The organism is Streptomyces sp. NPDC101118 (assembly GCF_044759445.1).
Taxonomy (GTDB): Bacteria; Actinomycetota; Actinomycetes; order Streptomycetales; family Streptomycetaceae; genus Streptomyces.
Window position 1 is genome coordinate 1 of sequence record NZ_JBIVZG010000011.1, and the last position, 18,508, is coordinate 18,508.

Annotated in this window: 15 protein-coding genes and 4 pseudogenes; 10 read left to right on the forward strand and 9 right to left on the reverse strand. The window is 75.3% G+C overall.

The features are described from left to right. Both ACIQUQ_RS18855 and ACIQUQ_RS18860 read left to right on the forward strand, forming a co-directional pair. Positions 1 to 361, forward strand: a pseudogene (locus tag ACIQUQ_RS18855) (sulfate ABC transporter substrate-binding protein); the annotation flags it as partial. 149 nt (positions 362 to 510) lie between these two features. Further along, positions 511 to 1,356, forward strand: coding sequence for a glutathione S-transferase C-terminal domain-containing protein (locus ACIQUQ_RS18860; RefSeq protein ID WP_403977039.1), 846 nt, complete (start codon positions 511 to 513; stop codon positions 1,354 to 1,356). Between the two features lie 26 nt (positions 1,357 to 1,382). On the opposite strand, the gene ACIQUQ_RS18865 is transcribed toward ACIQUQ_RS18860, so the two are convergent. Continuing rightward, positions 1,383 to 1,928, reverse strand: coding sequence for a rhodanese-like domain-containing protein (locus tag ACIQUQ_RS18865; protein ID WP_403977041.1), 546 nt, complete (start codon positions 1,926 to 1,928; stop codon positions 1,383 to 1,385). A 325-nt stretch (positions 1,929 to 2,253) separates the two neighbouring features. Between ACIQUQ_RS18865 and ACIQUQ_RS18870 the strand changes: the two genes are divergently transcribed. The 4 genes from ACIQUQ_RS18870 (at position 2,254) to ACIQUQ_RS18885 (ending at position 5,639) form a co-directional block, all read left to right on the forward strand. Continuing rightward, the gene (locus tag ACIQUQ_RS18870; protein ID WP_403977043.1) at positions 2,254 to 2,802 is read left to right on the forward strand and encodes a DoxX family protein; all 549 of its coding nucleotides are present in this window, start codon (positions 2,254 to 2,256) and stop codon (positions 2,800 to 2,802) included. Positions 2,803 to 3,367: 565 nt separating this feature from the next. After that, positions 3,368 to 4,003, forward strand: a complete 636-nt coding sequence (locus ACIQUQ_RS18875) for an ATP-binding cassette domain-containing protein (protein WP_403977045.1) — start codon at positions 3,368 to 3,370, stop codon at positions 4,001 to 4,003. Then, a complete protein-coding gene (locus tag ACIQUQ_RS18880) occupies positions 4,000 to 4,866 on the forward strand; it encodes a metal ABC transporter permease (protein ID WP_403977047.1) in 867 nt (288 codons plus the stop codon). Before ACIQUQ_RS18875 ends, ACIQUQ_RS18880 begins: the two co-directional genes overlap by 4 nt. Continuing rightward, on the forward strand, positions 4,824 to 5,639 hold the full coding sequence (locus ACIQUQ_RS18885) for a metal ABC transporter solute-binding protein, Zn/Mn family (protein WP_403977049.1): 816 nt from the start codon (positions 4,824 to 4,826) through the stop codon (positions 5,637 to 5,639). Before ACIQUQ_RS18880 ends, ACIQUQ_RS18885 begins: the two co-directional genes overlap by 43 nt. Before the next feature lie 98 nt (positions 5,640 to 5,737). On the opposite strand, the gene ACIQUQ_RS18890 is transcribed toward ACIQUQ_RS18885, so the two are convergent. After that, positions 5,738 to 7,426: a class I adenylate-forming enzyme family protein gene (locus tag ACIQUQ_RS18890; RefSeq protein WP_403977051.1), complete on the reverse strand. Its 1,689-nt coding sequence runs from the start codon at positions 7,424 to 7,426 to the stop codon at positions 5,738 to 5,740. After that, the gene (locus ACIQUQ_RS18895) at positions 7,423 to 9,210 is read right to left on the reverse strand and encodes a CoA transferase (RefSeq protein WP_403977053.1); all 1,788 of its coding nucleotides are present in this window, start codon (positions 9,208 to 9,210) and stop codon (positions 7,423 to 7,425) included. The genes ACIQUQ_RS18890 and ACIQUQ_RS18895 overlap by 4 nt, the downstream gene beginning before the upstream one ends. 148 nt (positions 9,211 to 9,358) lie before the next feature. Here ACIQUQ_RS18895 and ACIQUQ_RS18900 point away from each other — a divergent pair, with 148 nt between their 5' ends. Next, a complete protein-coding gene (locus ACIQUQ_RS18900; protein WP_403977055.1) occupies positions 9,359 to 10,567 on the forward strand; it encodes an acyl-CoA dehydrogenase family protein in 1,209 nt (402 codons plus the stop codon). Here the strand turns inward: ACIQUQ_RS18900 and ACIQUQ_RS18905 are convergent. Together ACIQUQ_RS18905 and ACIQUQ_RS18910 are read right to left on the reverse strand one after the other, a co-directional pair. Next, positions 10,554 to 11,645 carry a sugar ABC transporter permease gene (locus tag ACIQUQ_RS18905; protein WP_403977057.1) on the reverse strand — a complete coding sequence of 364 codons (1,092 nt, stop codon included), beginning with the start codon at positions 11,643 to 11,645 and terminating at the stop codon, positions 10,554 to 10,556. The genes ACIQUQ_RS18900 and ACIQUQ_RS18905 overlap by 14 nt on opposite strands. Beyond that, entirely contained in the window at positions 11,642 to 12,772 is a 1,131-nt protein-coding gene (locus tag ACIQUQ_RS18910) for an MFS transporter (RefSeq protein WP_403977408.1), read from the reverse strand. Before ACIQUQ_RS18910 ends, ACIQUQ_RS18905 begins: the two co-directional genes overlap by 4 nt. A 307-nt stretch (positions 12,773 to 13,079) precedes the next feature. Here ACIQUQ_RS18910 and ACIQUQ_RS18915 point away from each other — a divergent pair, with 307 nt between their 5' ends. Both ACIQUQ_RS18915 and ACIQUQ_RS18920 read left to right on the forward strand, forming a co-directional pair. Further along, positions 13,080 to 14,039 (forward strand): hypothetical protein, encoded by a 960-nt coding sequence (locus ACIQUQ_RS18915; RefSeq protein WP_403977059.1) that lies wholly within the window; start codon positions 13,080 to 13,082, stop codon positions 14,037 to 14,039. A gap of 146 nt (positions 14,040 to 14,185) precedes the next feature. After that, positions 14,186 to 14,887 carry a sigma-70 family RNA polymerase sigma factor gene (locus ACIQUQ_RS18920; RefSeq protein WP_403977061.1) on the forward strand — a complete coding sequence of 234 codons (702 nt, stop codon included), beginning with the start codon at positions 14,186 to 14,188 and terminating at the stop codon, positions 14,885 to 14,887. Positions 14,888 to 14,937: 50 nt separating this feature from the next. On the opposite strand, the gene ppk2 is transcribed toward ACIQUQ_RS18920, so the two are convergent. From ppk2 to ACIQUQ_RS18935, 3 genes and pseudogenes are all read right to left on the reverse strand, one after another. Continuing rightward, positions 14,938 to 15,732 (reverse strand): polyphosphate kinase 2, encoded by a 795-nt coding sequence (ppk2, locus tag ACIQUQ_RS18925; RefSeq protein WP_403977063.1) that lies wholly within the window; start codon positions 15,730 to 15,732, stop codon positions 14,938 to 14,940. A gap of 115 nt (positions 15,733 to 15,847) precedes the next feature. Beyond that, positions 15,848 to 15,982 (reverse strand): annotated as a pseudogene (locus tag ACIQUQ_RS18930) (pirin family protein); the annotation flags it as partial. A 558-nt stretch (positions 15,983 to 16,540) separates the two neighbouring features. Then, positions 16,541 to 17,350: pseudogene (locus ACIQUQ_RS18935) on the reverse strand (hypothetical protein); the annotation flags it as partial. Between ACIQUQ_RS18935 and ACIQUQ_RS18940 the strand changes: the two are divergent. Beyond that, positions 17,319 to 17,768, forward strand: a pseudogene (locus ACIQUQ_RS18940) (PucR family transcriptional regulator); the annotation flags it as partial. The pseudogenes ACIQUQ_RS18935 and ACIQUQ_RS18940 sit on opposite strands and share 32 nt — an antisense overlap. Before the next feature lie 225 nt (positions 17,769 to 17,993). Here the strand turns inward: ACIQUQ_RS18940 and ACIQUQ_RS18945 are convergent. After that, positions 17,994 to 18,437, reverse strand: coding sequence for a DUF2267 domain-containing protein (locus ACIQUQ_RS18945; RefSeq protein ID WP_403977065.1), 444 nt, complete (start codon positions 18,435 to 18,437; stop codon positions 17,994 to 17,996). Positions 18,438 to 18,508: the final 71 nt, after the last annotated feature.

The window sequence follows — 18,508 nt, forward strand, 5'->3', positions numbered from 1 at the left end:
CTCCCAGAAGTTCCTCACCGAGCACGCCGACGTGGTCGAGGCCGTCCTGCGCGGCACCGTCAAGACCAACGACTGGATCAACGCCAACCCCGACAAGGCCAAGGCCTCCGCCAACGCCGCCCTCAAGGCCGAAACGGGCAAGGAACTGGCCGCCAAGGTCATCGACCCCGCCTGGCCCAGCATCCAGATCACCGACGACCCGCTCGCCGCGACCCTGAAGACCCAGTCCGAATGGGCCGTCAAGGCCAAGCTCATCAAGCAGCCCGACCTCACCGGCATCTACGACCTCACCCTCCTCAACAAGGTCCTCAAGGCCGCCGGCAAGCCCGAGGTCTCCGACGCCGGACTCGGCGCCAAGTAAGCCCGCGATGCCACACCTCCGGGAGGTGACGACCGTGGCGCACTCCGTCCGCGCCGGGCTCGTCGCCTCCCGGGAACTCCTTCCCGCACGCGCCGCATCCGGCGCGTGCGGTCTTTCACGGCCGTGACCGAGCATTCCCAGGGAGACGCATGTCCGCCATTTCCCAGAAAGCCGTCCCGTCCTTCCGCAGCCGGATCGGCCGTGACGCGCGCAGCGGCTACCCGCCCGTGCCGCGCCGCTACCGGCTCCACCTCGCGCCGTCCTGTCCGCGGTGTCTGCGGATCGCCGTCACCCACAGCCTGCTGGGCCTGGCGGACGTCCTCCCCCTGACCGTGCTGCCCGCCGTGCCCGACGCCCCCGGCGGCGGGTACGAGGCGCTGCGCCGGCTGTACGGGGCCACGTCCCACCAGTACCCGGGACCGGCCGTGGCGCCGGTCCTCAGCGACGACTGGACCGGACGGATCGTCAGCAGCCACTCCCCCGACATCCTCCAGGACCTGACCCGGCGCTTCGGCGCCGACTCCGGCGCCCGCCTGCACCCGGAGGGCGCCGAGGAGGAGATCGCGGCCGTCGCCCGGATCTGCGAGCAGCACGTCGACGCGGCCGCGCAGCGCGCCGGCGAGTCCCGCACCGGCGGGCCGGCCCGCGAGGCCGCGCTCGCCACCCTCGCGGACGGACTGGACGCGCTGGAGCGCCGCCTGGCCACCGGCGAGTACGTCCTGGGCGACGAACTCACCGCCGCCGACGTCCGGTTGTGGGTGACGCTGGTGCAGCTGGACACCGTACACCGCTGGCACCTGGACGCCGCGGCGGTGTACCGCATCACGGACCACCCGCGCCTGTGGTCGTACGCACGACGCCTGGCGGCACATCCCGCCTTCGCACCCCACCTCGACCTGGACGGCATCGCCCGCCGGCACCACGCGCACTGCCGCGGCAAGGAAGCCGCCGGCGCGGCGATCCGCATAGTGGACTGGCCCGGCACCGGGGACTGACGGTGCGGCCGGTGGCGGTGCGGCCCTCAGCGGGCGGCACCGCCCCGGCGGTTGAAGGGCAGCCGGCCGAGCAGTACCGCCATGCCGCACGTGTCGGTGACCGCGGAGAAGACGAGTCCGGCGGCGACCGCCGCGGACAGCAGCCGGCAGGCCGGGTGCACGAGCAGCCCGAGGACCAGGCCGAGCAGCACGATGCCGCCGGCGGCGAACCGGACCTGCCGTTCCATCGCCCAGACGGCGCGCGCGGACCCGGCGGGACGGTCGAGCGGGTAGCCCGCGGCCGCCCACGCGCGGAGGCCGCCGGTGAGGCCGGAGGCGGCGATGCCGAGGCCGGCCAGTTCCGTGACCGCCCGGTCCGAACGCCCTCCCGAGGCACACACCACGAGGAGCGGCCCGCGCCCGGCGGCCTCGCGCAGCCCGGGCGCGCTCTGCGCGAGCCGTTCGAGCGGCACGTTGAGCGCGTCCGGCAGATGGCCGGTGGCGAACTCGCCGGGAGTGCGGACGTCGACGACGGTCAGCTCGCCGAGACGCGGCTGCGCGTCGGCGACTCCGATGGCACGGGCAACGGTCATGTCGGAAGGCGTCCTTGCGGAGAACGGAGCGCGACGGGGGAAGGGGAGGGCGGCCGGCGGTATGCCGGCCGGGCGCGCGCCGTCCGGATCGCGGGTTGACGCACGAGGTCGGGTGGCCGCACGAGGTCGGTGGCCCTGCGCCCGATGGTAGGCACCGTGGAGCCGTCTTCCCGGAACCGGCCGCGCCTGCCACGAACTCGCCACATTGCCGCAACACGCGACCGGCTGGCCCGTTCGGCGGACGTTGCACGAGGTGCGGGGCGCAGCCGCCCGGACGGGATACGGATGCTTTCGGCATCCCCTCACCCTCCCCAGGGAGCTTCAGATGAGCAGCATCAACCGACGTGACCTCGCCCTGCTGGCCCTCCGCGCCGGGACCGGGGCGGTGCTGATGGCACACGGTACGCAGAAGCTGTTCGGGTGGTTCGGCGGCGGCGGCCTGGAGGGCACCGCCGCCGCGATGGAGCACATGGGCTTCAAGCCCGGCAAGCACAGCGCGCTGGCCGCCGGACTCGGCGAGGCAGGCGGCGGGGCGCTGCTCGTCCTGGGTCTCGCCACCCCCGCGGCCGGCGCGGCGGCGGCCGGTGCCATGGCGGGAGCGGTGTCGGTCCACGCCCCGGCCGGCTTCTTCGCGCAGGCCGGCGGCTTCGAGTACCCCGCGTTCCTCGGCTTCACGGCGGCCGCCATCGGCCTCGCCGGCCCGGGCCGCTACTCCCTCGACCACGCCAGCGGCCACGCCTTCGACCAGCGGTGGATGCTCGGGCTGGCCTTCGCCGCGAGCGCCGCGGCGGCAGCGTTCGTCCTGACCAAGCGCGCCCAGGACCGCCAGTCCGGCGGGCCTGCCGAGTCCGGCGGGTCCGCCGAGGAGGAGTAGCCCGCCCGACGCCCTCGCCCCCTGCGGTCCGCCGCCCGGCAGGACCGCCGGACCCTCCTGCCACCGTGGCTCCCGTGGCCCGGCGGACGGACCCTGGGGCACGGTGCAGAGGCACCTGGCCCACGCGGTCCTTGAGCACGGCGGCCTCGACCAGGTCCACGGTCTGCCGGTCCGCCCGGCCGCTCTTGCCCCGGGCCGTGTCGCACGGGATGCAGTCCAGGGCGTCGAGCACCCAGCCCGGCGGGGGCCTGTCCGCGCACGCCGTCACGCACAGCTCACCCGTGTACCGGTCGACCGGTGCATCGGGCGGCGTCGCACGCCCCGAGCGTAGGACGGCGGTCACGGACCGGCACGGCGAGCGGGACCGGCCGGCGGACCGTACGGCCGTACCGCGGGGCGGCCACGGAAGCCGGCCGCGCCGGCGGCGACGGCCGCTCATCACGCCACCGGACGGGGCCCGAACGAAAGCGTGGTCCTGGGGAACCCGGCGGCCTCGCCGTCCGACTACTGCGGTGCGAGGGGCGGGCACCCGCCCTTCTCTGCTGCGACGACGAGTGGGGAAGCGATGGGCGGGCTGGACGTGCACATGCGGAAGGTGGCCTGCCGGCACGGCCGGGTGGAGGCCGTCACCGACGTGGACCTGGAGATCGCGGCCGGTGAACGGGTCGCCCTGACCGGGACCAATGGTTCGGGCAAGACCACGCTCCTGCGCGCCGTGCTCGGGCTCCACCGGCAGGTGTCCGGTTCCCTCCTGGTCGGCGGCCGGGACACCCGGTCGCCCGCGGAGTGGGCCTGGCGGCGGCGGGCCTGTGCATGGATCCCCCAGAAGCCGGCCGCCGGACGGTTCCCGCTGCTCGGTTCCGAGCTGCTGGCGAGCAGCACCGCTCCTGCGGACGCCTCGGACGCGGCGGCACGGCTCGGGGTCGGGTCGCTGACCGGGCGACCCCTGCACACCCTGTCGGGCGGGCAGTTGCAGCGGATGTACCTGGCCCGCGCGATCGGCTGCGTCGCCGCCGGCGCCCAGGTGCTCCTCGCCGACGAGCCGACCGCCGCCCTCGACTTCGACGGCCGGGAGGAGGCGGCGGACGTCCTCACCTCCCTCCCCGTGACACTGGTCGTGGTGACGCACGACCGCACGCTCGCGGAGCGCTGCGACCGCGTGCTGGAGATGGCCGCCGGGCGGCTGCGGGAGGTCCGGTGACGCTCGCCACCGCCGATCTCGGCGCGCTCCTGCAACTGGTCCCCGTGCAGCGCGCGGGCTTCGCGCTGCTGCTGGCCGCGGTCGGGCTGCCCGTCGTCGGGGTGGTCATCGTCGGGCTCGACATCATGCCGGTGCGGTTCGCCATGATGCACGTGGCCCTGCTCGGCATCGCGGTCGGCCTGCTCACGGGCATCGACCCCATGCTGTGCGCCCTGGCCGCCTGCGCCCTGGCCGGCGCGGGCGTCGCCCCGCTCGCGCGGACCCCCGACGGGCTGTCCGGGGCGATGGGCCTGCTGATGAGCCTGGCGATCGCCGCCGCGCTGCTCCTCCTCGCCGTGTCCGGGGTCAACGCCTCCGGGGCGTTCGCCCTGCTCTGGGGCTCGATCCTGTCGGTCGGCGCCACGGACCTGGTGGTCCTCGGGGTGCTGGCCGCCGTCGTACCGGGGCTGTTCTGGTGGCGGCGGCGCGACATCGGGCTGCTGCTGTACGACCGCGAGCTGGCCCTGTGCTCGGGGGTTCCGGTCCGGGCACTGACCGCCGTACTGCTGGTGCTGGTCGCGGTCGCCGTCGCCGGGGCCATCAAGCTGACCGGCGCCCTGCTGGTCGACGCCCTGACCCTGCTGCCCGCGCTCGCGGCGCGCAGGCTCGGCAGCTCGCTGAAGTCGATCACGCTCTGGGCGGTCGGCATCGGCATCACCGTCAACCTGACGGGGTTCCTCCTGGCCCTGTGGCTGGACTGGCCGCCCGGCCCTGTCCTCGTCCTGACGGCGGGGCTCGTGGTCCTCGCCGTCCACTTCACACCCGAACGGAGAACCAGCTCATGGCGCGCACCCGCGTCCGCATCCCTTCCCTCCTCGCACTGAGCGCGGCACTGCTCCTGACCGCCGCCTGCGGCAACGACGCGTCGGACGGAGCCGTCAAGGACGGCCACGACGACGGGCACCCGCACGACGGGAAGCCCGTGGTGGTCGTGACCACGACCTGGGAGGGCGCCTTCGCCAGGGCCGCCGGCGCCGAGGACGTGAAGGTCATCGTGCCGCAGTCCGTGCACCACGCGCCCGACTACGACCCGAAGCCCTCCGACCTCGCGGCCGTCGCCCGGGCCGACTTCGTTCTGTACGCGCCCTTCGAGCCGTACGCCGCGAAGATCAAGGAGGCCGCGGGCTCCGGGGCGAAGCTGGTCGAGGTCAATCTCGACAACGACCCGGGAAAGGTCAAGGCCGAGGTCGACAGGCTGGCCGCCCTCTTCGGCACGGCCGACGCCGCCACGAAGTGGAAGTCCGGATTCGACACCGAGTACGCACAGCTGAACGGGGAGGTCCGGGCGGCCTGGCCGGGCGGCAGGAGCCCGGCCGTCGTCACCCAGGTCTTCACCGCCTGGTCGGCGAAGCTGGCGGGGGCCACGGTGGTGGGTACGTACGGGCCCGAGGCCGTCACCCCGGCGCAGCTCGCCGGGCTCTCCGCGAAGAAGCCCGCGCTCGTCCTGGACAACGCGCACATGTCGACCGGGACGGTGCTGCCCGGCTCGGGCGCGAAGCAGGTGGGGATCGTCAACTATCCCGGGGAGGACCTCGACCTGCTGCCGGTGTACCGGAACGCGGCGGCCGAGCTGAAGAAGGCCATGGGCGGCTCCTGACCCGGCGGTGCGGCCCCGAGCGCGCGCCCCGAGCGGTGCGGGGGCGGCGCCCCCGACGTACCGGGCCCGGCGGCACCGTGCCGCCGGGCCCGTCGCCGTCACCCGGCCTGTGCGAGCGGGGCCGGTGCCTGCCCAGCCTGCGGAGGTCCCGCCGCCACCCGCTCGGCCAGGGCCGCCCGGTCCGGCTTGCCCGCGGCCGTGAGCGGCAGTGCGTCGACGACCAGCAGCCGCTCGGGGTGCTTGCGCGGCTCCAGCCCCCGCCCGGCGAGGAACGCACCGATCGAGACGAGCGTCGGCACCTCGCTCCCCCTGGGCACCACGCACGCGGCCAGCCGCTCGCCCATCAGCGGGTCGGCGACCCCGACGCAGACCACGTCCCGGATCTGCGGGTGGGCGGTGAGTTCGCGCTCCACCTCCGCGGGGCTGATGTTGGCGCCGCCGCGGATGACGATGTCCTTCAGGCGGCCGGCCACGTGCAGGATCCCGTCCCCGTCGAGGTAGCCCAGGTCACCGGTGCGCACCCAGCCGTCGGGCGTCCGGTAGCGGGCGTCCAATTCCGGGGAGCCCACGTAGCACAGCGGGGTCATCGGGCCGCGCGAGAGGATCTCCCCCACCACTCCGTCCGGCAGGGCCCGGTGCGTGTCCGGATCGGCGATGCGGATCTCGGCCACCCGCGGGTCCGGGCGCCCGGCCACGACGCCCGGGCCGTCCGTGGGCGGCAGCAGGTTCTCCAGGCCCGTGTGGCAGTTGACGCCGTCGGCCGAACCGTAGAGGTTGACCACCGGGCACCCGAAGGCCTCCGCCGCGGCGGCCGCCGTCGTGCCGTCGAGCGGCGCACCGCCGAGCACCAGGGCGGTCGGCGCGGGCAGCTTCTCCCCGGTCTCCTCCAGCCGCTCCAGCACCATGCGGATCATGGTGGGGACGCCCAGGACGTGGGTGGGTTCGTGCTCGCGCATGGCGGCGATGGCCGCGTCCGCGGTGAAGTGGTCGAGCAGGACGAGGGATCCGCCGTGCCGGGCCAGCGTGACCGCCGTGCCGTTGGACCCGAAGGCGGAGGCGAGCGGGACCAGGAAGAGACACCGCGGCGGGGTGCCGTCCGGGATGAGCGAGGCGAGGAAGTTGCCGCGGCCGCCGGCCAGCGCGTTGTGGGAGTAGGCGACCATCTTCGGCTCCGCCTCGGAACCGGAGGAGACCAGGATGCGGGCCGCGGAGTCCGGATCGGGCCGGGCCGGCGAGAAGCCCGCCGGGTCGGTACGGAGCAACTGCGCGAGCAGAATCGTTCCTTCAGGGGCGGTGCCGGGACCGGCGGCGATCACGTGCCGCAGCGCGGGCAGCGCGCCCGAGAGCGTGTGCAGGTCGGCCGCCGGACGCGCGCCCCGGTACTCGGTGGCGGCGATGACGGCCACGGCCTCGGCCCGGCGCAGCAGGCACTCGGCCTCCAGGCCGCCCCGGCCCACCGGGAAGGGCAGCGCGACCGCGCCGAGGGCGGCCAGGGCCAGGTCGGCGATGACCGCGTTGCGGTTGTTGGGGAGCTGGACGCCGACCACGTCGCCCTCCCCTATGCCGAGCCCTCTGAGGCCGGCGGCCAGACAGCGGACCTTGCGGTCCAGGGCGGTGTAGCAGAGCCCGCCCTTGGCATCGAGGACGGCCGTACGGTGCAGGCCGGCGATCTGGCGGGCCCGGTACAGGCTGTACAGGTCGAGGTCGGGGCAGGTTCCGTCCACCACCCAGGAACGGCGGAGGCCGGCGGGCAGCAGGTCGTGCAGTGCGGGCTTGTCGGCGGTCATGCGAAGCTCCAGGGGTCGGGGACGGCCGGGGCGCCGTGCGCGTCGCGGCTGATCGCGCCGGCGAAGCGCGGGTCGTGGTGCAGTCCGGAGAGGTCGGTGGTGACCCGGGCCGCCGCCAGACCGTGGCCGCGCAGCCGGTCGAGGGCGTCCTCGGTGGACAGGTCCCGCAGGTCGTGGGCGCCGGCGGCCGCGGCGGAGGCGTCGCCGGGTGCGATCCATCCGTCGGCGGTGGGCAGCGGGTGCCGGAAGCCGGCCGGCCGGCGCGGGCCGAGGCCCTGACGGACCCGGCGCAGTGCGGGGGCGGTGAGGGTGTCGGCCGCGCCGAGGAGGGAGGAGTCCACCCGTACGCCGTGCCCTGCGCGTTCGCGCAGGAGCAGCCCGGCGAGGACGGCCTCGGCTCCGAGGAGCCCGCCGAGCACGTCGAGCAGGGTCATCAGCGACGGTGCGGGCGGCTCGCCCCGGGGACGTACGGCCTCGCCCGTGCCGGTACGGGCCTGCACCATGAAGTCCGTGCCCATCGGGGCGCCGGGCAGCCGGTCGGCCCAGCCGCTGGTGTACGCGTACACCAGCGCCGGGTTCACGGCGGCGAGGTCGTCCGCGTCCAGGGCCAGCCCTGCGGCCTTGCCCGGCGCCCAGTTGTGCAGGAAGACGTCCGCCCCGGCCGCCATCTCCCGCAGCCTGCGCCGGTCGGCGGCGGCCTTGATGTCGATCTCCACGGCCTTCTTGCCCCGGTTGAGTGCGAGCCAGCGGGCGGAGACGCCCGAGCAGGCGGGCGGCATGCCGCGCAGCGGGTCACCGCCCGGCGGCTCGATCCGGATCACCTCGGCACCGAGCAGGCCCAGCAGGTGGGCGGCGAGCGGGGCCTGGATGCGGCGGCCGGCCTCCAGCACGGTGAGGCCGGCCAGCGGCCGCGCGGCCGTCGGCACGAGGGGGGATGCCGGGCGTCCCGGCCCGAGGGGCCGGATCGTCCACGGGCCGGCTCCGTCGGACTCGGCGGCCCGGTCGGCCAGGGTGTGCAGGGCGCAGACCTCGGCGCCGGAGGCGTCGGCCGCCCGGCGGAGCCGTTCCCAGGGGTGGGCGCGGGTCGCCGCGTGCAGGGCTCCCGGGAAGGGGGCGCAGGCGGTCGCGTACCGGAACTGGAACGGCCGCCAGCCCGCCCGGACCGCCTCGGCCGGGGCCTCCAGGGCACGCCAGAAGGCCGCCCAGGCTCCGGGGTCGAGGGTCTCCAGCTCGAAGAGGACACCGTCGGCGGAGGTGAAGGGCGGCCCGCCGGGGGCGAGTTCGGCCGCCTCGTCCTCCTCGGCACCGGCCGCCGCCAGGTACTGGGACACGGCGAGCAGCCCGGCCCGGTCGGCTCGGGTCGTCACGTCCGCCGCCGGTCCGCCGCGGGCCTGGCCGACCAGGGCCGCGAGCAGGCCCTGGACCGTCAGTACTCCGGTGGCCGTGGCGGCGTAGTCCGCGGCCAGGCCGCGCGGACGGCCGTCGCGGCGACCGTGGACCGCCATGATGCCGGTCGCGGCCTGCACGGTGGCCTCGTCGGTCAGGCCGCTCGCCGGGTCCGCCCAGGCGGTCTGCGCCCGCGCGGGCCGGAAGCCGCCGCCGCCGAGCGTGATGCGTCCGTCGGGGCCGTGGGGCCCGGCGTCGGCAGGGCCGGGCGCCTCGCGCTCGGCGCCGAGCAGCGTCAGGTGCCCGGCGACGACGCCGGCGATCTCCTCCGGTCCCGAGGTGCGGAACCGGAGCGTGCCGAGCGGCCGGACCGTCCCGGTGGTGGGCGGTGACGTCATGCCTCTCCTCCTCCTGGCGCGGCGGTGACCGCTGCCCGAGTGGCGTTCGCAGGGCGGGAACCCACGGACTCCGGTGCCCGACCCCTTCTCCGGACAGACAGTCGGACGGCGCTTCCCCCGGGTTCCCGGGCGGACGGAGGAACGAGCAGTGGCACAGCACACCGGCACCCATCCGAGTGACCCCCGACAGGGCCCGGACGACGGGTCGTTGAGGGACTCGGTGGCGGAGTTCGTACGGTCCCGCGTGTTCCCGCAGGAGGCGGTCCTCGACGCGGGCGGCCGGGACGCGGCCACGGCACTCCGCGACCTGCGCGAGGAGGCGCGGCGAGCCGGCCTGTGGGCCCTGCCGCTCCCGGCCGGACTGGGCGGCGGCGGCCTGCCGCTGCGCTCGTACGCGGCCCTGGCCGAGGCCGAGGGGGCCAGCGACCACGGACCCGCGGCGCTCGGGTCGGCGCCGCTGCTCGACGTGACGATGCTGGCACGGCACGGCACCGACCGGATCCGTGCGGACTACCTGGAGGCGCTCGTCGCGGGGGAGATGCGCGCCTGTTACGCCATGACCGAGCCGGACGTGCCCGGTACCGACCCGTTCCTGACCGGCACCCGGGCCGAGCCGCGGCCGGACGGCGGCTGGCGCGTCTCGGGCCGCAAGTGGTTCACCTCGGGGGCCGCGGGCGCCGACCTGGTCACCGTACTGGCCCGCACCTCCGGATCGGCCGGGGACCGCGAGGGCCTGTCGCTGCTGCTCGTACCCACGTCCTCGCCCGGATTCCGCGTGGTGCGCGAACTCCCCGTGTTCGGTGCGGCCGGCCAGTACGAGATCGAACTCGACCGGGTCACGGTGCCGGCCGGCCACATGATCGGCGCGCCCGGCCGGGCCCTGGCGATCGCCGGGGAGCGGCTGCAGCTCGGGCGCACGCTGCGCTGCCTGCGCTGGCTCGGCCAGGCCCAGCGCGCCTTCGACCTCATGTGCGAGCGGGCCGCCGTCCGGGGCGGCACCCGCGGCCCGCTCGCCGGGCACCAGCTCGTCCAGCAGCACGTCTTCGACGCCCTGCTCGCGATCCGCACGACACGCCCCCTGGTCCACGAGGCGGTCGCGCTGCTCGACGCGGGGCGGGACGCGCACGTCGAGACGGGACTCGCCAAGGTCGCCGCCGCACGCACGCTCCAGCAGGTCACGGATTCGGCCATCCAGGTCCACGGCGCTGCCGGACTGGGACCCGACACCCCGCTGCCCGCGCTGTTCCGCACCGGCCGCGCGGCCCGCATCCTCGACGGGCCCGACGAGCTGCACGTCACCTCGGTGGCCCGCCGCGTCCTGCGCGGCTACGGGCCGCGGCCCGCTACACGCGGGTGATGTCGACGGTGCCGGCCAGGGAGGCGAGCCCCAGTGCGAGGAAGAAGTCGCCCCAGATGAGTTCGTGCCGGGGGGCCAGCCCCCGGCCGGCGTCGTAGCAGCCGTCCAGCAGCATCCCGCGGGGCCGCCCGCCCGACCCGTCGGAGAGATGGGACCCGGTCAGGCGGCGCAGGATCGCCACGGCCCGGTCCGCGCACGCCGCCGCCCTCGGCCCGGGCACCCGGGCGAGCTTCAGCAGGGCGACGGCGGCGATGGCGGCGGCCGACGTGTCGAGCGGCCCGTCCGGCCGGGCCGTGCCGGCGGGCACGACCAGGGGGCCGGTGAGGAACTCCCCCTCGGAGAGCATCTGTTCGGCCGCCGCCGCGAACCACTCCTGCCCCGCGAGTGCTTCGGGGCGCAGCAGCGCGTCGGCCACGGCGAGCAGCAGCCAGGCATGGCCGCGGCTCCAGTCCGGGGGCGGGTCCGCGCGGGGCTCCCAGCCCGTCGCGCTGTCGAAACTCCAGGCCGGGTGGGTCCACTCCCCCCGCAGCGGCCCCTCACCGAGGCAGAAGTCGAGGTGCCGGTGCAGGTGGGCGGCGGCGACGGCAGCTCCCTCGGGTCCGGCTCCGGCCAGCAGGGGCACCATCCCGGGCACTCCGTCCACCCGGGCCAGCATGCGGGGCCCGCCGAAGGCGCCGCCCCACGGCACCATGCCGGGTCCGGGTTCGTACGCGGCCAGGCAGGCGCGGGCGGCCCGGTCACGCAGGTCCGCGGCCCCGGTGTCGTCGGGCCCGGCCGGCGCGGTCCCGTACCAGAAGATCAGGCCGCGGGTGGCAGTGTCCGCGTCCGCCCAGGGCGCGAGCCGGGCCGTGCACGCCGCCGCGGCCCGCCGGTCGGCCCCGTCGCCGGTGTGCCGGGCGCGCAGCCAGAGCAGCCCGGCCCAGAAACCGCCGGCCCAGGAACCGCGGCCGGTCGTCCGCCAGGTCCCGTCGCCCGGGTCGGCGTACAGGGGGAAGCGGGTGCCCACCTCCGCCGCGGTCACCCCGGCCCGGTCGAGGACCGCCGCGAGCGCGCGGCCGGCCCAGTCCCCCGGCGTCACTTCGCCGGCCCCGACCGTGCGCGGCGGTCCCGTACGGCCCAGACGAACGCGACCGCGCCCGCCGCCGCGAACTCCACCGCGACCAGCAGCCACCCGGCCCCGTACCGGCCGCTCTCGGCCAGCAGCCCGAACAGCGGCGGCCCGGCCGCGAAGCCGGCGAAGAACCCGGCCGCGGCCAGCGCCGAGTCCTGGCCGGCCCGTCCGGGCGCGGCCCGCTGCATGACGAGCAGCATCGTGACGGCGTTGCCGGAGACGGCGAACACCCCGACGGCAACGGCCCCAACCCACACCAGCGGACCCGCCGCCACGGCCGCCAGGAGAAGCACCGCCGCGCCCAGGGCACCGACGGCGAGCCACCCCGGCAGCCACTCGGCGCGCCCCGGCCGGGCGGCCTTCGACCAGCCGACCCGGCCGAGGATGCCCGTCACGCCGAGCACGGCGACCAGGGCCCCGGCCGCCGTGGGGCCCATGCCCAGTTCCTGCGCACCGAACAAGGCCAGGTAGGTGTTCACCGAGGCGATGCCGCAGCCGAGGAACAGCGAGAAGGCCGCGAGCCAGGCCACCGTGCCGCGCGGCAGGTACGAGGCACGGGCCCCGGCCGCCGCGGGGGGCGGAGGGTCGGCCGGCAGCGCGCCCCGCGCCCACAAGCCGGCCGCCAGGGCCGCGCCCGCCGCGGTCCACACCGCGCCGCGCCAGCCCAGCCCGCCCGCGAGTGCCGCGAGCGGCAGACCGGCCGCGAACGCGCCCAGCTGCACGCCGGACTGCTTCATCCCGGTCACCGCGCCCCGCCGGGCCGGCGGGACCGCCGCGAGGATCGCCTTGTTGGTGGCCGGGTTGGCCAGCGCCTGCGGGACGCCGCCCAGCGCGACCGCACCCAGCAGCAGGCCGGCGCCGGGCGCGGCCCCGATCAGCGCGAGGGCCGCGGCGGACACCGTCAGCAGGGCGACCAGCGAGCGGCGCGGACCCACGCGGTCCACGATCCGGCCGGCCGCCGGTGACAGCACGGCCGCCGTCCCGAACCCGACGGTCGTGGTGAGGCCGAGCACGGTGGGCGAGATGCCCGACTCCCCGACGAGGCGCGGGCCGAGCGCGCCCAGCAGGAACAGCTGCAGCATGGAGAAGGCCATCGCGGAGGTCAGCAGCGCGGTCAGCCCGCGGTCCGTCCGCGCGTACGTCGTCGCACCCGTCGCCGGCACTTCCGCCGCCACCGCGCCCTCGCCTTCCCCGTGTCGAACGTGTGGAACGTTCCGAACGTCCTGTTGGAACACGGAGTCAGTCGGCCTGAACACCCGGCCGGTTCCCCGGCCCCTCGTGTGTTCTGCGCCACACCCGACGGCCGGTCGGGGCGTGGCACGACCGAGGATGGGGAATTGCTCAAATCGCGCGCACCCCCGGTGCTTTGCCCATGAAAGTGATGCGAGGATGAGCCCCGCCATGACGCCAGGCCGATGTTCGAGAGCCGTACGGGCTGCGATGTTCGCAGCCGTCTGCGTGCTGCTCGCGTCCGTCGGCCACGTCACCATGTCGGGACTGCCCGTCCCCGGGTGGGCCATGGCCGCCGCCTTCGCCTGTGCGGCGGCCGCAGCGTGGGCGCTCGCCGGGCGGGAGCGCGGGCTCCTCGCCGTCACCGCCGCCACCGTCGCCGTCCAGACCGCGCTGCACGCCGTCTTCTCGCTGGTCCAGGCCCTCGCGCACCCGGCCCTGCCGCACGGCGCCTCGCTGGTCCGGCAGTGGGCCCGGTACGCCGCGTGCGGGGACCCGTCGTTATCCGCGCTGTTCCCGCAGGACGCGCCACGGGCGGCCGCAGGCCCGGCGGGCCACCCGTCCCCGGGCTCCACGGCGCCAACGGCGCCGGCGGACACGGCGGTTCACGCCCACCACGGCATGCACGGCATGCTCGGGACGCACGGCACGGACGCCCACCACGGCATGCTCGGGACGCACGGCACGGACGCCCACCACGGCATGCTCGGGACGCACGGCACGGACGCCGTCCACGGCATGCAAGGGATGCACGGCATACCGGGGATGCACGGTATGGACACCGTGCAGGGCATGGCGGGCGCCCCGGCCGATGCGCTCGGCGCCGTCCTGCCGGCCGGCAGCCACGGCATGCCCGGCATGTCACCCTCCGGGATGCTGGCCGCCCACCTCCTGGCGGCCGTCCTCGCCGGCCTGTGGCTCGCCCACGGCGAGCAGGCCGCCTTCCGTCTCCTGCGCGTCCTCGCCGCGTGGTTCTGCACGCCGCTGCGCCTGCTCTTCGTACCGGCACCGGTCCCGCACCGGCCGCCGGCCCGCACCCGCCGTGAGCGCCGGCACAGCCCGCTGCGGCAGCTCCTCCTCGTCCACGCCATCACCTCGCGGGGCCCGCCCCGGGGAACCGCTGTCGCCTGACAGCCGGCTCCCCGGGCGCGCACGGGCTGCTCCGCCGCGCCTCGGGCATCGGCCCTGCCCTCCGGCAGGCCGTACACCCCTCACCGGTGCACACCGACACCTCGGCGCTGCGCCGGACACCCCTTGCCCGTAAGGACCTTGTGGCGATGACCCCTGCCCCGACCTCCCAGCAGCCCGCCTCCGGCCGACGGCCGGCCCGGCACGCGGCCGACACCGACGCGGCCGTGACCAGGCTCGCGCTGGCCGCCCGCGACGGAGACCCGGCCAAGACCGACGGATTCGTACGCGCCCTCCACCGCGACGTCTGGCGGTACGTGGCCTTCCTGAGCGCCGACCCCCAGGCGGCCGACGACCTCACGCAGGACGTCTTCCTCCGCGCCCTCGCCGCCCTGCCCCGCTTCGAGGGCCGTTCCTCCGCCCGCACCTGGCTGCTGTCCATAGCCCGCCGCACCGTCGTGGACAGCCTCCGCCGCTCGGCCGCGCGGCCCCGCCTGTCCGACCGCCACGACTGGCAGTCCGCCGCGGAGCAGACCCAGCCGCGGGGACTCCCCGGCTTCGAGGACGGCATCGCCCTCGCCGAACTCCTTTCGACGATCCCGTCCGGCCGCCGGGACGCCTTCGTCCTCACCCAGCTCCTGGGCCTGCCCTACGCCGAGGCGGCGGAAGCCATCGGCTGTCCCGTGGGCACGGTCCGCTCCCGCGTCGCCCGTGCCCGCACGTCGCTCATCGCGCTCCTCACGGACACCGGGACCGTCCACACCACAGGAGCCCGGCCGGGACCGGGCGGCACCCGTCCGATGTCCCCGGCGCAACCCGTACACCGTGCGGCGGCGGTGGTGCTCGGCTGATGTGAACACCGCCGCCCGTCCGCCGACGGGCCGCCGCCCTCCGCCTCGCGTCAGGCGTCGCGGAGGGCGGCGGCGTGGTCCGGCACGGCGTTCTGGAGGTCCTTGGGCGGGCGCTCGTAGCCGGTCGACGGGGGCCTGGGCGGCAGGGCCAGCGCGGGCAGGGCCACGTCCTGATAGGGGACCGTGGACAGCAGGTGGGCGATCATGTTGAGGCGCGCGCTGCGCTTGTCGTCGCTCTCCACCACGTACCAGGGGGCGTCCGCGGTGTCGGTGTGGACGAGCATCTCGTCCTTCGCCCGGGAGTACGCCTCCCAGCGGGTGAGGGACTCCAGGTCCATCGGGGAGAGCTTCCACCGCCGCAGCGGGTCGTCCGCCCGGCGGCGGAAGCGTTCCTCCTGAACGGCGTCGCTGACGGAGAACCAGTACTTGCGGAGCAGGATCCCGTCTTCCGCCAGCATGTGCTCGAAGACCGGGCACTGGCGCAGGAAGAGGCGGTGTTCGGCGGGTGTGCAGAAGCCCATGACGTGCTCGACCCCGGCACGGTTGTACCAGCTGCGGTCGAAGAGGACGATCTCGCCCGCCGCGGGCAGGTGTTCCACGTAGCGCTGGAAGTACCACTGGGTGCGCTCCCGCTCCGTCGGCTTCGGGAGGGCCACGATGCGCGCCACGCGGGGGTTCAGGTGCTCCGTGACGCGCTTGATCGTGCCCCCCTTGCCCGCGGCGTCCCGTCCCTCGAAGACGACCACCAGGCGTGCGCCCTCCGCGCGCACCCATTCCTGCAGTTTGACCAGCTCCGTCTGGAGCCGCAGCAGTTCCTTCTCGTAGGCCGCCCTGCCCAGTCGCATGGCCGTCTCCATCGCCGTCGCGTTCGTGTGGTCCGTTCGAGCCGGTGACGGCCGCCGCCTCCCGCACCGACGACGTCCGGGCGGGGGGCGTCGGCCGGCCGGCTCCCGGCCCGGGTCAGCGCACGCGCCCCCGGGGCCTCAGGTGGGTCGGGGGCAGCTCCGGGGCCGGGATCGGGGCGCCGTCGTAGCCCTTCACCCCGCCGAAGCGGGTGCCCGTCGTCCACGCCTCACGGGCCAAGGTAGTCGATTCGGTCTCTCAGCCTCCGTCTCCGGACCAGTCACGGACCGGACTGCCGCCTGAGCGGCGGCAGACGGCAACCCTCTGACAGGAGTGGCGGCTGTCCGCGCAGCACCCAGGCCCCGGCCTCCGTCCTTCAGCCGGTGGGCAGACTTTCGGTCGTCGGGCGGCGGCGGACGCCGTCCGCGGTGAGCTGTACGAGTTCGCGGCGGACGGTGTCGTGGTGGGGGGGGGTGGTGGCCGGCGAGGTCCCCGACCGGTATGTCCTGCCCGCGGAATCGGGCGTCGGCTGAACCACTCCGAGCGCACGATCAAGCAGGTGATCAGCGGGGTGACGGGTCGGCTGGGCCTGCGCAACCGCACTCAGGCGGTGGCCTACGCCTTCCGGCACGGCGCCCTGTGACCCGGCGGCGCCCGCCGGTCGGGGGTGACCGGCCGCTCAGGACGTTCGCTTCCGCCAAGGATCGCCCGGCGACGGTCTCCGCATGACGCCGGCCATCGAATGCGGACCGGTCGGAGCCGCGCCGGGGCGCGACCGGCACGCCCCCCCCCACAGGCGGGATCCACTCGTCCGCGCGCGTTCGACAGCACGCCGCGCCTGCGGACCGCTGCGCCCCTAGCTCGGATGGCCTCGTCGCTCTCCAGGCCGGAGCCCAGCGCGCCGCCCACGGTCGCAGTCGAAGCGACGAACCATGACAACGTCCGGTACTCCGTTGCGTCCAGCGGTTCTCGTGTCATGGACGCGAACACCTGGTCGTTGAGGATGAACAGCGCCCACACGACGTTGATGAGCAGCAGACCCACGTAGCAGACGAGCACCCCGATGCCTACGGTCAGGACCGTCGACGTGTTGTAGAGCCTCGCCCTCTGGCTCGCCTCCGGCGAACCCTCTGCCGAGCGATGCCACAGCTCCGCGTCCACGGTCAGCCAGCCGATCATGAGCGCGACAGAGCCGACCATGGCGATCACGAGGCGCGGTGCGCTCAGGGCCTCGGCGAGACTCCAGACGGTGGAGTTCACGGTGGCGACCGCTCCCGTCGCAAGCGCGGCCGCCAAGGCTTTCGACAGCCCCGGCACCAAGCGCCAAGGGCGGTTGGCACGGACCATACCGGCGAGCACCCGCAGGTATCCGCGTGGCCCGCTGACGACGTACCGCAGATCGGCAGTCCCCTCCCCATCGGCCCGGCCCGGATGAACGGGCGTGAGACGAACGGCAAGCGGTCTCCGGAGCCGTCGACTTCGCGGTCGCCCCTCGGCACCGGTGTCCTGCAGCCCCGCCAAGCCCAGGACGGCTTGTTCCACGGCCAGCCGGGCCCTCGTCTGCAGGCGCAAACCCCCCAGAGAGGGGTCCGGGACGATCGGCGTGAGCGCCTCGTGCGAATCCCTGGACGCCATCCCCCACCGTTACCAGGAGGCGCAGCGCGCCCTGGAAGTGCGCCGCCACTCCATGGAGCGCTAGGGCACGACGTTCTTCGACGAACTCGGCCTCTACCGCGTCCTGGGACCCGGCCACGACTACCAGGAGCTGGAAACGTTCGTCCACGACTGGCTCGGGCAGCTGATCGACTACGACTCCCGGCACCACGCGGCCCTGGTGGAGACCCTGTCCCGGTACTTCGACTACGGCGGCAACTACGACGAGACGGCCGAATCCCTCGCGATCCACCGCAGCACGCTGCGCTACCGACTCAAACGCATCCGCGACATCAGCGGCAACGACCTCGCGAACGTCGAGGACCGGCTGAACCTCCAGGTGGCGACCCGAGTGTGGAAGATCGTGCTGGGCGGATCCGGCTGAAGCGCACCCCACGAGGCCAAGGAAGGCCTCTGGTTCACGGCCCTGGAGGACCCCCCGGCCGGCGCCGAGCGGAGCCGGCGCCCCGCGACCGCCGAAGCGGCACCACCGCCCCGCATGGGGATCCGCAGGGCGGCACCTGCGCAACGCCGGAGCTCACCTTGCGGCCCCTGCGGCGTTGAGAGCCCGGCCTGGGGTGCCGACCCCGGCCTTCCTGCAACCGCCGCATCACATCGCGGGCTGTGGCCGGCGAAGTTCGGCCCGGCCGAAGAGGAGTGCGTAACCGGAGGGGAGGTGGTCGAGGATGCGGGTGAGGAGGTCGGGGCCGGTGAGGCGAGTGACGACGGCGAGTACGGCGCCGGTGTCCCAGCGGGCGACGGCCGGGCTGGTGCCCGTACGACTGGCCAGGTCCTTGACGAAGCTCCAGGCGGTGAGCTGTTCGGTGGCGGGGATCTCGGCGGTCAGGGCGAGGGCGGCTTCGACGGGCAGGGCCTGGGCGAGGTCGACGCGTTCGTCTCCGACGAGCTGGCGGCCGAGGGCGGCGAGGACCGTGCGGACGGCTTCCTCGGCGCGTTCGCGGGTGGGGTAGGCGCCTTCGTAGCGCACGCGTTCCAGCATCTGCTCGAACGTCATGGCGGCGTGGGCCTGGTGCGGTCGAGGCTGGTCGTACATGGTGCTGCGGTTGCCTTTCTCGTCGCTGGTTCGGTGTCCGGCCGGTGGCGTCGGCCGCTCGGGTGGGCTGG

Coding starts and splice junctions, on each gene's coding strand:
- ACIQUQ_RS18945 (WP_403977065.1), bottom strand. CDS start 18,437: ATGTACGACCAGCCTCGACCGCACCAGGCCCACGCCGCCATGACGTTC.
- ACIQUQ_RS18890 (WP_403977051.1), bottom strand. CDS start 7,426: ATGACCGCCGACAAGCCCGCACTGCACGACCTGCTGCCCGCCGGCCTC.
- ACIQUQ_RS18865 (WP_403977041.1), bottom strand. CDS start 1,928: ATGACCGTTGCCCGTGCCATCGGAGTCGCCGACGCGCAGCCGCGTCTC.
- ACIQUQ_RS18860 (WP_403977039.1), top strand. CDS start 511: ATGTCCGCCATTTCCCAGAAAGCCGTCCCGTCCTTCCGCAGCCGGATC.
- ACIQUQ_RS18885 (WP_403977049.1), top strand. CDS start 4,824: ATGGCGCGCACCCGCGTCCGCATCCCTTCCCTCCTCGCACTGAGCGCG.
- ppk2 (WP_403977063.1), bottom strand. CDS start 15,732: ATGCGACTGGGCAGGGCGGCCTACGAGAAGGAACTGCTGCGGCTCCAG.
- ACIQUQ_RS18915 (WP_403977059.1), top strand. CDS start 13,080: ATGACGCCAGGCCGATGTTCGAGAGCCGTACGGGCTGCGATGTTCGCA.
- ACIQUQ_RS18920 (WP_403977061.1), top strand. CDS start 14,186: ATGACCCCTGCCCCGACCTCCCAGCAGCCCGCCTCCGGCCGACGGCCG.
- ACIQUQ_RS18870 (WP_403977043.1), top strand. CDS start 2,254: ATGAGCAGCATCAACCGACGTGACCTCGCCCTGCTGGCCCTCCGCGCC.
- ACIQUQ_RS18910 (WP_403977408.1), bottom strand. CDS start 12,772: ATGGCCTTCTCCATGCTGCAGCTGTTCCTGCTGGGCGCGCTCGGCCCG.
- ACIQUQ_RS18875 (WP_403977045.1), top strand. CDS start 3,368: ATGGGCGGGCTGGACGTGCACATGCGGAAGGTGGCCTGCCGGCACGGC.
- ACIQUQ_RS18895 (WP_403977053.1), bottom strand. CDS start 9,210: ATGACGTCACCGCCCACCACCGGGACGGTCCGGCCGCTCGGCACGCTC.